13 protein-coding genes are annotated in these 14,215 nt (G+C 74.9%); 5 read left to right on the forward strand and 8 right to left on the reverse strand.

All coding sequences use genetic code 11. The annotated features are described in order from the left end of the window. Nucleotides 1-12: 12 nt before the first annotated feature. Nucleotides 13-4,047: a TIR domain-containing protein gene (locus Q5530_RS01345; protein WP_415360120.1), complete on the forward strand. Its 4,035-nt coding sequence runs from the start codon at nt 13-15 to the stop codon at nt 4,045-4,047. 94 nt (nt 4,048-4,141) lie between these two features. On the opposite strand, the gene arc is transcribed toward Q5530_RS01345, so the two are convergent. Both arc and Q5530_RS01355 read right to left on the reverse strand, forming a co-directional pair. Further along, the gene (arc, locus tag Q5530_RS01350) at nt 4,142-5,941 is read right to left on the reverse strand and encodes a proteasome ATPase (protein ID WP_380633761.1); all 1,800 of its coding nucleotides are present in this window, start codon (nt 5,939-5,941) and stop codon (nt 4,142-4,144) included. Nucleotides 5,942-6,168: 227 nt separating this feature from the next. Beyond that, entirely contained in the window at nt 6,169-6,483 is a 315-nt protein-coding gene (locus tag Q5530_RS01355) for a hypothetical protein (protein WP_415360121.1), read from the reverse strand. A 75-nt stretch (nt 6,484-6,558) separates the two neighbouring features. On the opposite strand from Q5530_RS01355, the gene Q5530_RS01360 reads away from it, so the two are divergent. Next, complete coding sequence (locus tag Q5530_RS01360) at nt 6,559-7,017, forward strand: hypothetical protein (protein ID WP_415360123.1); 459 nt, start codon at nt 6,559-6,561, stop codon at nt 7,015-7,017. A 58-nt stretch (nt 7,018-7,075) separates the two neighbouring features. Here Q5530_RS01360 and Q5530_RS01365 read toward each other — a convergent pair whose 3' ends face one another. Next, the gene (locus Q5530_RS01365; protein ID WP_415360124.1) at nt 7,076-7,903 is read right to left on the reverse strand and encodes a tRNA (adenine-N1)-methyltransferase; all 828 of its coding nucleotides are present in this window, start codon (nt 7,901-7,903) and stop codon (nt 7,076-7,078) included. A gap of 93 nt (nt 7,904-7,996) precedes the next feature. Then, nucleotides 7,997-8,542, reverse strand: a complete 546-nt coding sequence (locus tag Q5530_RS01370; protein ID WP_415360126.1) for a hypothetical protein — start codon at nt 8,540-8,542, stop codon at nt 7,997-7,999. Nucleotides 8,543-8,650: 108 nt separating this feature from the next. Here Q5530_RS01370 and Q5530_RS01375 point away from each other — a divergent pair, with 108 nt between their 5' ends. Both Q5530_RS01375 and Q5530_RS01380 read left to right on the forward strand, forming a co-directional pair. Then, nucleotides 8,651-9,766 carry a sensor histidine kinase gene (locus Q5530_RS01375; RefSeq protein WP_415360127.1) on the forward strand — a complete coding sequence of 372 codons (1,116 nt, stop codon included), beginning with the start codon at nt 8,651-8,653 and terminating at the stop codon, nt 9,764-9,766. Beyond that, complete coding sequence (locus tag Q5530_RS01380) at nt 9,763-10,461, forward strand: response regulator (RefSeq protein ID WP_415360129.1); 699 nt, start codon at nt 9,763-9,765, stop codon at nt 10,459-10,461. Before Q5530_RS01375 ends, Q5530_RS01380 begins: the two co-directional genes overlap by 4 nt. On the opposite strand, the gene Q5530_RS01385 is transcribed toward Q5530_RS01380, so the two are convergent. Continuing rightward, nucleotides 10,436-11,566, reverse strand: a complete 1,131-nt coding sequence (locus Q5530_RS01385; protein WP_415360130.1) for a site-2 protease family protein — start codon at nt 11,564-11,566, stop codon at nt 10,436-10,438. The two genes, Q5530_RS01380 and Q5530_RS01385, sit on opposite strands and share 26 nt — an antisense overlap. Before the next feature lie 89 nt (nt 11,567-11,655). On the opposite strand from Q5530_RS01385, the gene Q5530_RS01390 reads away from it, so the two are divergent. Next, complete coding sequence (locus Q5530_RS01390) at nt 11,656-12,534, forward strand: RecB family exonuclease (protein ID WP_380633749.1); 879 nt, start codon at nt 11,656-11,658, stop codon at nt 12,532-12,534. Nucleotides 12,535-12,563: 29 nt separating this feature from the next. Here the strand turns inward: Q5530_RS01390 and Q5530_RS01395 are convergent, their stop codons facing one another. The 3 genes from Q5530_RS01395 to Q5530_RS01405 form a co-directional block, all read right to left on the reverse strand. Further along, nucleotides 12,564-13,481, reverse strand: coding sequence for an AEC family transporter (locus Q5530_RS01395; protein WP_415360132.1), 918 nt, complete (start codon nt 13,479-13,481; stop codon nt 12,564-12,566). A 64-nt stretch (nt 13,482-13,545) separates the two neighbouring features. Continuing rightward, nucleotides 13,546-13,809, reverse strand: coding sequence for a phosphoribosyl-ATP diphosphatase (locus Q5530_RS01400; RefSeq protein ID WP_033434999.1), 264 nt, complete (start codon nt 13,807-13,809; stop codon nt 13,546-13,548). 69 nt (nt 13,810-13,878) lie between these two features. Then, entirely contained in the window at nt 13,879-14,202 is a 324-nt protein-coding gene (locus tag Q5530_RS01405) for a nuclear transport factor 2 family protein (protein ID WP_415360135.1), read from the reverse strand. Nucleotides 14,203-14,215 lie beyond the last annotated feature (13 nt).

The raw sequence follows: 14,215 nt of genomic DNA on the forward strand, positions 1-14,215 counted from the left end.
GGGGGGTCGAACGTGGACGGGGTGTTCGTCAGCTACCGCACCGGTGACGGCGACTGGGCCGCCACGCTGGTCGCGCGCGAGCTGGAGTCGCGGTTCGGCGCGGACCGCGTGTTCCTGGCCAGCCGGACCATCCGGCCCGGCGACGACTTCACCGAGCAGATCGACCGGTGGCTGGACCGCAGCGACGTGCTGCTGGCGGTGATCGGCCCCCGGTGGCTGACCGCGTCCAACGGTCGCGGCCGGCGGCTCGACGAACCCGGCGACTGGGTCCGGTACGAGATCGCCACCGCGCTCGCCTCGGGCGTGCGGGTGATCCCGGTGCTGCTGGACGGCGCGGAGCCGCCCGCCGAGGCCGACCTGCCGCCGGGGACCGGGGCGCTGGCCCGCAGCCACGTGCTGCGCCTGCGGCACGGCAACGACGACCGGGACATCTCCCGGCTGGTCGACGAGCTGGCCGCGCTCGCCCCGGCCGGCCGGACCGAGCCCACCCCCGCAGGCCGGCCCGCGCCCGGGTTCCGCCCCTACCGCGGGCTGGAGACCTTCCGGGAGGAGGACGCGGCCCTGTTCCACGGCCGGGACCGCGAGGCCGCCCGGCTCCGGGAGCTGGTCTCGGCCCACCCCGTGGTCGTGGTGGCGGGCGCGTCCGGCAGCGGCAAGTCCTCGCTGGTGCGCGCCGCGCTCGTGCCCCGGTTGCGGGCGGGGGGCGCGCGGGTCGCGGTGTTCCGGCCGGTCGTGGACACGTCGCCGGTGGCGGGCCTGCTCAGCGCCGTGCGCGCGGAGGTCGGCGCGGACCTCGCCGACCGCCTCGACCGCGACGAGGTGCGCCTGTGGGCCGACCCGCTCGCGGCCGGGGTGGGCCGGTTGGTGCTGGTCGTCGACCAGTTCGAGGAGCTGGTGGCGGCCGCCCCGGACCAGGCCGCCGAGCTGTTCGACCTCGCCGCCGCGCTGGCCGGGGCGGCGTCGACGCGCCCCGGCGGGCCGCCCGCACTGGGCGTGGTGCTCACCGTCCGCGGCACGGACGTGGACGCGCTGCCCACCGGCGGGCTGGCGCGGGCGCTGGAGTCCTCGGGCGTGTTCGTGCCCCGGATGGGCCCGGCCGAGCTGCGCACCGCCGTCGAGGCCCCGGTCGCCGGCGTGGCCTCGTTCGAGGCCGGGCTGGTCGAGCGGATCGTGCGGGACGCCGGCGACGCGCCCGGCCGGTTGGCGCTGGTGCAGTTCGCGCTGACCCGGCTCTGGGAGACCGCCCCCGGCGGCGTGCTGGCGCACGAGGCGTACGACCGGATCGGCGGCGTCGCGGGCGCGCTGGCCGGCTACGCCGACGAGCTGCTGACCAGACCGCCCTGGCCGGAGGAGGCGGCGCTGGTCGAACGGCTGCTGGTGCAGCTGGCGCGGCCGGTGGACAGCGGCGGGTTCGTCGCCTCGCCGGCCCGGCTGGACCGGTTCGGGCCGGAGCTGCGCGCGGTCGCGGCGCGGCTGAGCGCGAACCGGCTGGTGGTGATCCGGCAGGACGCCGGCCAGCCCGAGGTGGTCGCCCTGGCGCACGAGGCGCTGCTGCGCGAGTGGCCGCGGCTGCGCTCCTGGCTGGTCGCGGCCCGTGACTTCCGGTCCTGGCAGGAGCGGCTGCGGGTGTCGGTGGACCAGTGGCTCGACGCCGACCGCGACCCGGCCGCCCTGCCCCGGGGCGCGCCGCTGGCCCGCGCCGAGGAGTGGCTGGCCGGCCACGGCGACCGGCTGACCGGGGTGGAGCGCGAGTACGTGCTGGCCGGGCGCGGGCACCGCGCGGCGCGGGAGCGGGCGGCGGCGACCCGGATCAGGCGGCTGCGGCAGCTGCTCGCGCTGCTGGTCGTGCTCGTGGTGACCGCGGGCGCGCTCGCGGTGACCACCGTGCTGACCAACCGCGAGATCGGCGCGCAGCTGCGGACCCAGGACGCGCGGGTGATGGGCCGGGACTCCCTGGTCAGGGTGGACGGCGACCCCGGCGGCTCCCTCCGGCTGGCGCTGACCGCGTGGCACACCGACCCGGGCGCCCCCGAGGCGTACGCCGCCCTGCTCCAGCAGCGGCTGCGGCTCGGCCAGGCCGTGCGGATCCACCCCGCGCCGTGGACCGGCGCCCTCGTCGACTGGCTCTCCAGCGCCGACGGCTCGGTCACCGCGGCCCTGGCCGGCACCGAGCGCGGGACGGTGCTGACGGTCTGGCCCGGCACCCTCGACGGCGACCCCGGACCGTGGTCGGTCGAGGGCGTGCCCGGACCGACCGCGGCGGCGCTGGACCACGACGGCGGCCGGCTCGCCGCAGTCGGCGAGGACCGGCGGATCGGGCTGTGGGACGTCGCCTCGCGCACCCGGCTCGCGGTCCTGGACCAGGACGACGGCCCGCGCGCCGAGGACAGCCGGGACGTGCTGGCCTTCGCCCCCGACGGCCGCCGCCTGCTGCACGTGCACGAGACCGGCTCCGGCGGTCGGACCCGCCAGGTCTCGATCCGGGTCTGGGACGTCGAGCGCCGCGAACCGGTCCAGGTCCGCGCCGACGGGCTGCCCCCGCGCAGGTCCGACTTCCGGCTGGGCGCCGACGGCCGGTCCCTCGTGGTCTCGGACGCCTTCAGCCCGGACGAGGTGATCGTCTTCGACCTGGAGACGGGTCGGGAGCGGCACCGCTTCGAGTCGGCCGTGGTCGCCGGTCGCGGCGCGAGCGTGCTCACCTGCGCCGGGTCCGCGGTCCAGGTGTTCGACGCGGCGACCGGCGCGCGGCAGCGGACCGTCGACCTGCCCGACTGCGCGGTCACGCGCCTGAACGACGCCGACACCACGGGCCGGTACGTGGTCGAGCACCGGATGGGCAGCACCTCGGGCAGCGGGCGCTACGAGGTTCTCGTCCTGCTGGACCTCGCGACCGGCCGGAGGCACGCGGTCACGGCGCCGAGCGGGCCGGACGGGGTGATCGGGAACCTGACCGCCACGCCGAGGTCGGACGGCTCCGCCCTGCTGGCCGCGCCCTTCGGGACCGCGGTGGTCGCCCTCCGCGCCCCGCAGGCCCCGTCCGACCTCGGGCGCCCGTCCGGCACCCCGGTCGGCGACGGCGGGCACGAGGTCGACGTGGTCGGGGACGAGGTGCTCCTCCTCGCCGCGGGCGGCCGGGTGGCCGCCCGCCGGGGCGCGCCGCACGTGCTCGACCCGACGATCCCCCTCGGCCGGCCGACCTTCGCGCCCACCGCGGACGGCAGCCGGCTGGCCGTCGCGGTCTCGGGCCGCGTCACGGTCTACTCGGTGCCCGACCTCACGCCGGTGCGGACCTTCCGCCTCCCGTCCCGGGCCGATCCCGACCGCCCCTGCGACCAGGAGCGGTGGGGCGTCGACCTGTTCTCCGCCGGCGACCGGGAGGTGACCGCGGTGTGCGAGGGCCTGCTCACCCGGTGGCCGGCCGACTCGGGCGGCCCGGTCGACCCGCCGCTGGACCTGGACGCCCGGGGTCCCGAGCGGGACGGCGACGTCGAGGTGCTCCCCCGGCCGGGTCACCCGGACGAGGTCCTCGTCCTCGCCGACCGCCGGCACCTGGAGGTGTGGGACGTCCGCGACCGGGCCGCGAGGGGGCGGATCGCCTTCGCCCTGCGCGCCGCGGGCAGCGACACGGGGTCCCTGGTGCCCGACCCCGCCGGGAAGCGCCTCGCGGTGCGCCACGAGGGCGGGACCATCACCCTGTGGGACCTCGACACGGGCGGTGAGCTCGTCCGGGCGATCCCGCCGGGGGCGGCCGTGCGGGAGGTCCTGGGGTTCGGCCCGCACGACACCCTGCTGCTCCGGCTCGACCAGCCGGACCCGAACGCGGTCCAGGTCCGGGACATCGTCGGGGGTCGCGTGCTCGCCGTCGTGCACCCGCCGGAGATGTCCCACGACTGGCGCCTGGACGGGGACCGGCTGGTCACCGGGTGGGCCGGGCCCCTGCTCACCCTCGACCCGGCGGGCTGGTACCGCGACCTGTGCGCCCTGCCCGGCCGCGACCGGTTCCCCGACGCGCCCACCCACGGCCGTGACGAGGGCCTCTGCTCCTGATCAGGGCGCTGCGCCCCGGACGTGCGGAAGCCCGCCCGGCGAGGTGCCGGACGGGCTTCCTGGCGGTCGCTCCCGTAGCGGGGTGCCGCCCGTGCTACAGGTACTGACCGGTGTTCGTGGCCGTGTCGATGGCCCGGCCCGACTCCTGGTTCTTGCCGGTGACCAGCGTGCGGATGTAGACGATCCGCTCGCCCTTCTTGCCCGAGATCCGCGCCCAGTCGTCCGGGTTGGTCGTGTTGGGCAGGTCCTCGTTCTCGGCGAACTCGTCCACGATCGCGTCGAGCAGGTGGCGCACCGACAGACCCGGCTGCTTGGTGTCCAGCAGGCTCTTGATGGCCGCCTTCTTGGCGCGGTCGACGATGTTCTGGATCATGGCGCCGGAGTTGAAGTCCCGGAAGTACAGGACCTCCTTGTCACCGTTGGCGTAGGTGACCTCCAGGAACCGGTTCTCCTCGGACTCCTCGTACATCCGCTCGACCGTGTGCTGCACCATGCCCTCGATGCAGGCCGACGGGTCGCCGCCGAACTCCGCGAGGTCGTCGGCGTGGATCGGCAGGTCGGGCGTGAGGTACTTGTTGAAGATGTCCTTCGCGCCCTCGGCGTCCGGGCGCTCGATCTTGATCTTCACGTCGAGCCGGCCGGGGCGCAGGATGGCCGGGTCGATCATGTCCTCGCGGTTGGAGGCGCCGATCACGATCACGTTCTCCAGGCCCTCGACGCCGTCGATCTCGCTGAGGAGCTGGGGCACGATCGTGGTCTCCACGTCGGAGGACACGCCGCTGCCGCGGGTGCGGAAGATCGAGTCCATCTCGTCGAAGAACACGATCACCGGGGTGCCCTCGGACGCCTTCTCGCGGGCCCGCTGGAAGATCAGGCGGATGTGCCGCTCGGTCTCGCCGACGAACTTGTTGAGCAGCTCGGGGCCCTTGATGTTGAGGAAGTAGCTCTTGGCCTCGCGGTGGTCCTCGCCACGCGCGCGGCTGACCTGCTTGGCCAGGGAGTTGGCCACCGCCTTGGCGATGAGCGTCTTGCCGCAGCCGGGAGGGCCGTAGAGCAGCACGCCCTTGGGCGGGCGCAGCTTGTACTCGCGGAAGAGGTCGGCGTGCAGGAAGGGCAGCTCCACGGCGTCGCGGATCTGCTCGATCTGCCGGAACAGGCCGCCGATGTCCTCGTACTTGACGTCGGGCACCTCCTCCAGCACCAGGTCCTCGACCTCGGCCTTGGGGACCCGCTCGTAGGCGAACCCGGCCTTGGAGTCGACCAGCAGCGAGTCGCCCGACTTGAGCGGCGCGTCCATCAACGGCTGGGCGAGCCAGACCACCCGCTCCTCGTCGGCGTGGCCCACGACCAGGGCCCGGCCGATCGAGGTGTCCTCCTCGCCGGACTCCAGGACCTCGCGCAGCGTGCAGACCTCGCCGGTGCGCTCGAAGCCGCCGCCCTCGACCACGGTCAACGCCTCGTTCAGGCGCACCGACTGGCCCAGGACCAGGGACGACGTGTCGACCGCGGGCGACACGGAGACGCGCATCCGACGACCGGAGGTGAACACGTCCACCGTTCCGTCGTCGAACCGCGCCAGGAACACGCCGTAGCCGCTGGGCGGCTGGGCGAGGCGGTCCACTTCCTCGCGCAGCGCCAGCAGCTGGCCCCGCGCTTCCCGAAGGGTGTCGATGAGCTTCGTGTTGCGCTCGGTCAGTTGGCTGACGCGCTCCGTGGCCTCGGCCAACCGCTGCTCCAGCAGGCGGACGTGTCGTGGGGATTCCGTCAACTTGCGGCGCAGCAACGCGATCTCGTCCTCGAGGAACCGGATCTGCGCAGTCAGCTCACCAGAGTTGTTGCCCGTGTTCAGCTCGCCACCCTCATCGGGCTGGCTGCCGGGATGACCGTGCTGCATGTCGGCACCCTCCTCCCGTGTTCGTACGACAACGGTACCGGCGATCACCGACAAAAGCCGCCACCCAGCGCCTTCCCGGGTGTTGGGTGATCACACAACCGCCCGCTCGGCCGGATCGACTGCTCCATACCGGTGTCTGCCGGAACCGCCCACCCGCTACCGTGCGTCCAACACGAACGACCCACTCGCGTGGTCCGGGCAGTGTCCACTGCCACCAGCGGAAAGTTCTAGGAGAAGTGATGTCCGTCCCGCCGCAGCAGCCGGATCCCCACGGTCAGCAGCCGGGGCCGTTCGGCCAACAACCAGGCCAGTTCGGCCCGCAACCGGGGTTCGGCCAGCAGCCCGGCGGGTACCCTCCCCCGCCCCAGGGTTTCCCACAGGGTGGGCAGCAGCCGGGCTACGGCCCCCCGCCGGGCGCCTGGGGGCAGCCCGGTCAGCCGGGTCAGCCCGGTCCCGGGCAGCCGGGTCAGCCCGGTCAGCCCGGTTACGGCCAGCAGCCCTACGGCCAGCCGGGCCAGTTCAACCAGCCCGGTTACGGCCAACCGGGTGGTTTCGGCGACCCCTACGGCACACCGCGCAAGAAGAGCCCCCTGCCGTGGGTCCTGGCGGGCGGCGGCGTGCTGGTGATCGCGGTCGTGGCGGTGCTGTTCCTCACCCTCGGTGGCGGCGGGGGCAACGGCTCCCCCGAGGACGCCGCGAAGGGCTTCGCGGCGGCGCTCACCGACAAGGACTTCGACAAGATGCGCTCGCTGACGTGCCCGGAGTACCAGGACAACGTCGACGACATGCGCAAGCTCTACGACGCGAACAGCCAGCTGGAGGAGATCGAGAAGCAGCTGGAGGGCCTGCCGCCGGAGATGCGGGAGAGCGCCAAGAAGTCGATCGAGGCGGCGAAGAACATCAAGATCACCGCCACGGCCGGCGACGTGAAGGAGACCTCGGACACGACGGCCGAGGCCACCATGAAGGTCGCGTACGAGAACGTGCCCGAGGAGATGAAGGCCCTGATGAAGGACCAGGAGGACACCCTCTACCTGCGCAAGACCGATCAGGGCTGGGTCGCCTGCGACAAGTGACCCCCGGTCGTGCGACGGCCCCGCGCACCGAACCGGTGCGCGGGGCCGTCCTCGCCGGTCAGCCCTTCGACGGGCGGCGCTGCGGGCGGGGCGGGGTGACGCCGTCGGCGAGCCTGCGGGTGGTCAGCAGGAACGCGGTGTGGGCGATCATCCGGTGCTCGGGGCGCACGGCCAGGCCCACCACGTGCCACGGCCGCACCAGCGTCTCCCAGGCGTGCGGCTCGGTCCAGTGCTGCTGCTCCCGGATCGCCTCGGTGACCTTGGACAGCTGGGTCGTGGTCGCCACGTAGACCACGAGCACGCCGCCCGGGATCAGGCTGCGCGCCACGGTCGGCAGCACGTCCCACGGTGCGAGCATGTCGAGCACCACCCGGTCGACCTCGCCGGTGTGGTCGACCACGTCGCCCACGGTCAGCGACCAGTTGCCGGGCCGCTCGCCGAAGAACTGCTCGACGTTGCGGATGGCGTGGTCGGCGTGGTCCTGGCGCACCTCGTAGGAGGTGACGGAGCCCTTCTCCCCCACCGCCCGCAACAACGAGCAGGTCAGCGCCCCGGACCCGGCGCCGGCCTCCAGCACCCGGGCGCCCGGGAACACGTCGCCGTACATGACGATCTGGGCGGCGTCCTTGGGGTAGATCACCTGCGCGCCGCGCGGCATGGACAGCACGTAGTCGGGCAGCAGGGGCCGCAGCGCCAGGAACGACGTGCCGCCGACCGAGACGACCACCGAGCCCTCCGGCTGCCCGATCAGCTTGTCGTGCGGCAGGGCGCCGCGGTGGGTGTGGTACTCCCGGCCCGGTTCGAGCACGATCGTGTAGTGCCGTCCCTTCGGGTCGGTCAACTGCACCCGGTCTCCCGGTCGGAACGGACCACTGGCGGTGCTCACCGCGGCGAACCTCCTGCTAAAAGCGCGTCAACAGCGCACGATGGTCGCACGGTGGCCGCCGCGGTCTCCCGGCGGCACCGGCCCCCGCGCCGCTCACCCCTCCCCCTTCTCGGTGAGGGTGTGGTAGATGGGCCAGCCGACCAGCCAGACCAGCCCCACCACGGTCATGCCCCGCACCTGGTCCCACAGCGGCCGCGTGCGCTCCGGCTCGCCCACGACCGCCACCAGCAGCACCACCACCCCGCAGGTGACGGCCCAGGCGAGGGCGAACCGCCCCCACTCGCGCCACTCGTGGCGGACCCGCGCCGGCCCGCGCCGCGGCGGCTCCTCCGGCGGCGGACCACCGGCGAAGCGGTGCGCGAACCGCTGGTCGGCCCACCGGAGCAGGCTGTGGCCGAACGCCACGCTCACCCCGAGGTAGACCGCGGCGAGCCCGTGCGCGGGCTTCGCCTCGCCCCCCGCCCTCAGGTCGAGGACGGTCGCCACCAGCAGCACCACGTCCACCAGCGGCGTGCAGACCAGCAGGACCGCGCCCAGCCGGGGCGCGCGCAGCGCGTACCGGGCCAGCAGCCCGGCGGCCAGCACGACCCAGAACCCGACCTCGCACGCCACCACCACGAACACCAACGGATCGGCCACGGGGCAACGGTGCTGTTCGGAGGGGTTCCGGCGCGTCGTCGGGCCGACCGACCGGAGGTCATCACTTCGGAGGACGCCCGGTGCGCGCGGCTGTGCTGTGATGGCGGGGTGGAGCTGCCCCGGAGACACCACGACCTGCTGGTGGCGGTGGCCTCCTTCGGCCTGGGGCTGCTGGTCTACCGACTGGACCTGGACCTGGTCGTGGGCGGGCGGGACGGGACGACCCCGACCGGTGTCCGGGTGGCCGTCCTGGCGGTGGCGTGCGCCGGCCAGGTGTTCCGCCGCAGCGCGCCGGTGGCGGCGCTGGTCGTCGTCTCCGCGGCCACCCTGGTCGACCTCTACCTGGACCTGAGCATGCCGGTGGTCGTGGTGTGCGTCGACGTGCTGTTCGTGGCCGCCCTGCACGGCCCGCGCCGGCTGCACCGGGTGCTGGTCGGGGCGGTGGCCGCGCTCACCGTCGGCATCGCCGCCGTGGTGGCGGTGCTCGGGGACTGGCGGCTGTCCTTCTACGCCGGGTTGCAGGTGTTCTCGCTGCTCGTGGTGCCGGTGTGGTGGGCGACCAACGTCCGGCGGCACCGGGAGGGGGCCGAGCAGATGGCCCGGATCGTCGAGCTGGACCGGCGGGCGGCGGTCGCCGCCGAGCGCACCCGGATGGCCCGCGACCTGCACGACGTGGTGGCCGGGCACCTGGCCGCGATCGCCATCCAGTCCGAGGCGGTGCTGTCGCTGCGCGACGGCGACCCGGGCACCTCGCGCGCGGTGCTCAGGGCGGTGCGCGAGAACAGCGTGCGGGCGCTGGCGGAGATGCGGATGATGATCGACGTGCTGCGCGCCGACGACCCCGTGGACGAGCCGGTGGCGGTGCGGCTGGTCGACGTCGGACGGCTGGTCGAGTCGGCCCGCGCGGGCGGGCTGGACGTGGCGTTGCGGGAGGCGGACGTCACCGGGCTGCCGACGGCGGTGGACGTCGCCGCCTACCGGATCGTGCAGGAGGCGCTGACCAACGCGGTGAAGCACGCGTCCGGCGCGTGGGCGTCGGTGGCGCTGGAACGGCAGGTCAGGCGGTTGGTGGTGGTCGTGCGCAACGAGTGGCGCGGCGCGTCGGGGGACGGGTCGGGGACGGGGTTGGTGGGCATGGCGGAACGGGCGCACGCGGTGGGCGGCCGGTGCTCGGCCGGCCGGGAGGGCGGCGAGTGGGTCGTGCGGGCGGAGCTGCCGCTGTGACCGGCTCGGTCGTCCGGGTGCTGGTGGCCGACGACCACGCGGCGATCCGCGCGGGCCTGGTGATGATCCTGGGCGGCGCCGAGGGCGTCGAGGTGGTGGGCGAGGCCGGGGACGGCGCGGCGGCGGTGCGGCTGGCGCGGGCGCTGCGGCCGGACGTGGTGCTGATGGACATCCGGATGCCCGGCACCGACGGCATCGAGGCGACCCGGCAGCTGGCCGGGGTGTGCGAGGTGCTGGTGCTGACCACGTTCGACCTGGACGAGTACGTGCACGGCGCGCTGCGGGCGGGCGCGGCGGGGTTCCTGCTGAAGTCCGTGGAGGCGTCCGCGCTGGTCGAGGCGGTGCGGCGGGTCGCGGCCGGGGACGGGGTGCTCGCGCCGGCCGTGACCCGGCGGGTGATGCGGGAGTTCGCCGCCACCGCGCCACGGGTCCGGCCGGCCGGGTTGGACGCGCTGACCGAGCGGGAGGTCGAGGTGCTGCGGTGCCTCGGCGAGGGGCTGTCGAATCACCAGATCGGGCGAAAGCTGCACATCGGCGAGACGACGGTGAAGACGCACGTGTCGCGGGTGCTGACGAAGCTGGACCTGAGGTCGCGGGTGCAGGCGGCGATACTGGCGCAGGACGCCGGGCTGCTCGGCGGTCGGGGCGGGGGTCCCGTCGGCGGTCCCCTCAGCGGCGGTCCAGGGCGGCCTTGAGGTCCTCGCGGCGCAGCACGCCCGCCGGGCGGCCCTCCAGGTCGACCACCAGGTACTCCCAGGCGGCGGTGCCTCGCACGCGCTCGACCACCTCGTCGCCGCTCTCGTTCTCCAGCAGCACGGTCTCCGGCCGGATCGGCACGGCGGCCTGCTCGGCGGGCGCGTGCGGCGAGGTCGAGGCCAGGCGGCGGGCCATCTCGCGGTCGAGCAGCCCCGCGGCCACGCCGTCCGCGCGGACCAGGACCACGCCCCGGCCCGCGGACGCGGTGAGCGCGCCGGACACCGGGCTCTCGGCGGGCAGCTGGAGGACCGGGCGGACGAGCTCGGTGAGCGTCAGCCCCTCCGGCCAGGTGCGCCGGTGCTCGGCGGTCAGCTCGCCGTGGGCGCCCGCCAGCACGAACCAGGCGGTCAGCAGGCACACCCCGAACCGGACCCAGCGGTCCTCGCTGCCCTCCAGCACGCCCCATACCGCCCACACGACCAGCATTGCGGCCACCACGCCGCCGCCCGCCACCGCGGCCTTGGTGCCCGAGGCCCGGCGCCCCGTGACGGCCCACACCCCCGCGCGCAGGATCCGGCCCCCGTCCAGCGGCAGGCCCGGGAGCAGGTTGAACACCGCGACGGCGGCGTTGGCGAAGGCCGTCTGGGCGACCAGCAGCCAGATCGCGTCCGGCGCCGGCATCGCGACGGCGGCCAGGGCGAACACCCCCGCCAGGAAGATCGAGACCAGCGGGCCGGCGACGGCGATGGCGCCCTCGTGGCCGGGGCGGGTCGGGGTGCGCATGACCTCCGACACGCCGCCGAGCAGGAACAGGCGCAGGCGGCGGACGGGCAGGCCGAGGCGGAGCGCGACCAGGCTGTGGCCCAGCTCGTGGGCCAGCACGGACAGTCCCAGGAAGACCGCGAAGGTGGCGGCCAGCAGCACGCCGGTGGTGCCGTCCGCGCCGGGGACGAGGCGGCTGACCATGGGGGCGTAGAGCGCGACGATGGCGGCCGAGCCGAGCCACCAGGAGGGTGCGAGCAGCACGGGGATACCGGCCGCGCGGAACAGCGGCAGCCCGCCGTCCCGGCCGACCTGCCGTCGCCAACTGCCGGTTGTCGTCACGTCCGAAGCCTAGGGGCAGGGGTGTGGTGAAGCTGTTTGATCGCCGGGTCGGGTTGTCGCGGCGGGCGTCGTTGTCGGGGGTGTGGCTTATGGTCATCGCCATGGCAGCGCCGACGACCACCGACCGCCCTGTCCGCAGGCCCGCGTTGTCGCCCTCCCGGGCGGGCGACTTCAAGCAGTGCCCGCTGCTCTACCGGTTCCGGGCGGTCGACCGGCTGCCGGAGAAGCCGACCAGGCCGCAGGTGCGCGGCACGGTGGTGCACGCGGTGCTGGAGGACCTGTTCGCCCTGCCCGCCGCCGAGCGGGTGCCGGAGCGGGCGCGGGAGCTGGTGGGGCCCGCGTGGGAGCGGGTGCGGGCGGAGCGGCCGGAGTTCGCGGAGCTGTTCGCCGAGGGCGACCCGGAGCAGGAGGAGTGGCTGGCCTCGGCGGAGGGGCTGCTGGACGGCTACTTCGGCCTGGAGGACCCGCGCCGGTTCGACCCGGACGCCCGCGAGCTGCTGGTGGAGTGGGAGCTGCCGTCCGGGGTGCTGCTGCGCGGGTACGTCGACCGGGTGGACGTGGCGCCGACCGGCGAGGTCCGGGTGGTCGACTACAAGACCGGCGCCGCGCCGCGCGAGGTCGGCGAGGCCAAGGCGCTGTTCCAGATGAAGTTCTACGCGCTGGTGCTGTGGCGGCTGCGCGGCGTGGTGCCCCGGCAGCTGCGGCTGATGTACCTGGCGGACCGGCAGGCGCTGGCCTACCAGCCGGACGAGGCGGAGCTGGCCCGGTTCGAGCGCACGCTGGAGGCGATCTGGGACGCCATCCTGCGCGCGGGGCGCTCCGGCGACTTCCGGCCCAACCCGAGCCGGATGTGCGACTACTGCGACCACAAGGCGCTGTGCCCGGCGTTCGACGGCACCCCGCCGCCCTACCCGGGCTGGCCCGAGCCGGACGCGGGCGCGGAGACGCCGCTCGACCGGGCGGACTGACCGGCGGCGCCGTCCGCGCGGCGACGCGCCTACCGCAGCAGCAGCACCACGACCGACAGCGTGACCATCGACACCGCGGTGGACACCAGCACCGCGTCCCGTTGCAGCCCCGGGTCCGGCCGGTACCGGCGGGCCAGCACGTAGACGTTCTGCGCGGTCGGCAGGGCCGCGCACACCACGGCCGCCAGGCGCAGCGGGCCGGTCACGTCGAGCGCCAGGCACGCGAGGAACACCACCAGCGGGTGCAGCAGCAGCTTCAGCGCGACCACCGCGCCGAGCTCGGCCCGCCCGCCCGGCCGCGGTGGGCGGGCCGCGCCCAGCGACAGGCCGAGCGCCACCAGCGCGGTCGGCACGGCCGCCGCGCCCAGGGCCGCCACCGGTTCCAGCACCAGGTCCGGCAGCCGCACGTCCAGCAGCGCGCACGCCACGCCCAGCAGCGAACCGAGGATGAGCGGGTTGCGCACCGGCAGCAGGGCCAGGGTGCGCGCGACCGAGCCGCGCCGCCCGGACCCGACCTCCACCGCCGCCAGCACCAGCGGCATCACCACCACGGGCTGGAACAGCAGCACCGCCACCACGAACGACGAGTCGCCCAGCACGCCGACCGCGACCGGGATGCCGAGGTTGCCCGCGTTGGCGTAGGAGCCGGCCATCGCGCCGAGCACCCGGTCCGGCGGCGACCGCCGGAACACCCGCCACTGCACCGCGAACCCCAGCGCCCCGACCACGACCGTGCCGATCACGAACGCGAGCACGCCGCGGTTGGCCAGGTCCGCGGGCGAGCCGTCGAGCAGGGTGGTGAACAGCACCGCGGGCATGGCCAGGGAGAACGCGAACCGGCCGAGCACGGACTCCGCGCGGTCGCCGAGCACGTCGGTGCGGGCGGCGACGAACCCGATGGCGGTGAGCACCCAGATGGGGACGAACCCGGCGAGCACCCCGCCCATCAGGGGACGGCGCGGCGGCGCCCGGCGGTCGGGACCGGTCCGGGGCCGGACCGCGCCGCCGGGGTCACAGGTGCTTGTAGACGTCTTCGAGGGTGAGGCCGCGGCCGAGCATCAGCACCTGGACGCGGTAGAGCAGCTGCGAGACCTCCTCGGCCAGGCGCTCGTCGGACTCGTGCTCCGCGGCGATCCAGACCTCGCCGGCCTCCTCCAGCACCTTCTTGCCCTGCGCGTGCACCCCGGCCTCCAGAGCCGCGGCGGTGGCGGAGCCCTCAGGGCGGGTGCGTGCGCGTTCGCTCAGCTCGGCGAACAGCTCGTCGAAGGTCTTCACGGGTCCTGATCCTCCCATCCCCCGAACGGCGGCGGACCGGCAGACCCCGGCCCCGGGGTCGCGGGCGGATCACGGGCAGATCGTCAGCGCGCTGATGTGGTCGCCGTCCAGGGAGAAGTGGTGGTGCAGGTGCACCGGGCTGCCGGGGAAGTCACCCGCCACGCGGGTCCGCACGACCACGGCGTTGCCCGCGGCGGTGGTGTCGGTGACCGTGCGGGTGAAGGTGAACGCGGCGGCCACGGCGTCGGTCCAGGCGCGGATGGCGTCCAGGCCGACGTGCGTGCGGCCGTCGTCGTGGACGACGGCGTCCTCGGTGAACAGCTCGGCCAGCCGGGGGCCGAGTTCGGCCTTGGGCGTGGTCAGGTAGGTCAGGACGGGCTGGGGGACGGTCATTCTCGGCTCTCCT

It is taken from the genome of Saccharothrix sp. BKS2 (genome assembly GCF_047689505.1).
Lineage (GTDB): Bacteria > Actinomycetota > Actinomycetes > Mycobacteriales > Pseudonocardiaceae > Actinosynnema > Actinosynnema lopnurensis.

Bases quoted from the DNA above. Each gene is read 5' to 3' on its own strand.
- Q5530_RS01390 (WP_380633749.1), top strand. From the start codon at position 11,656: ATGGTCATCGCCATGGCAGCGCCGACGACCACCGACCGCCCTGTCCGC.
- Q5530_RS01395 (WP_415360132.1), bottom strand. From the start codon at position 13,481: ATGGGCGGGGTGCTCGCCGGGTTCGTCCCCATCTGGGTGCTCACCGCC.
- Q5530_RS01405 (WP_415360135.1), bottom strand. From the start codon at position 14,202: ATGACCGTCCCCCAGCCCGTCCTGACCTACCTGACCACGCCCAAGGCC.
- arc (WP_380633761.1), bottom strand. From the start codon at position 5,941: ATGCAGCACGGTCATCCCGGCAGCCAGCCCGATGAGGGTGGCGAGCTG.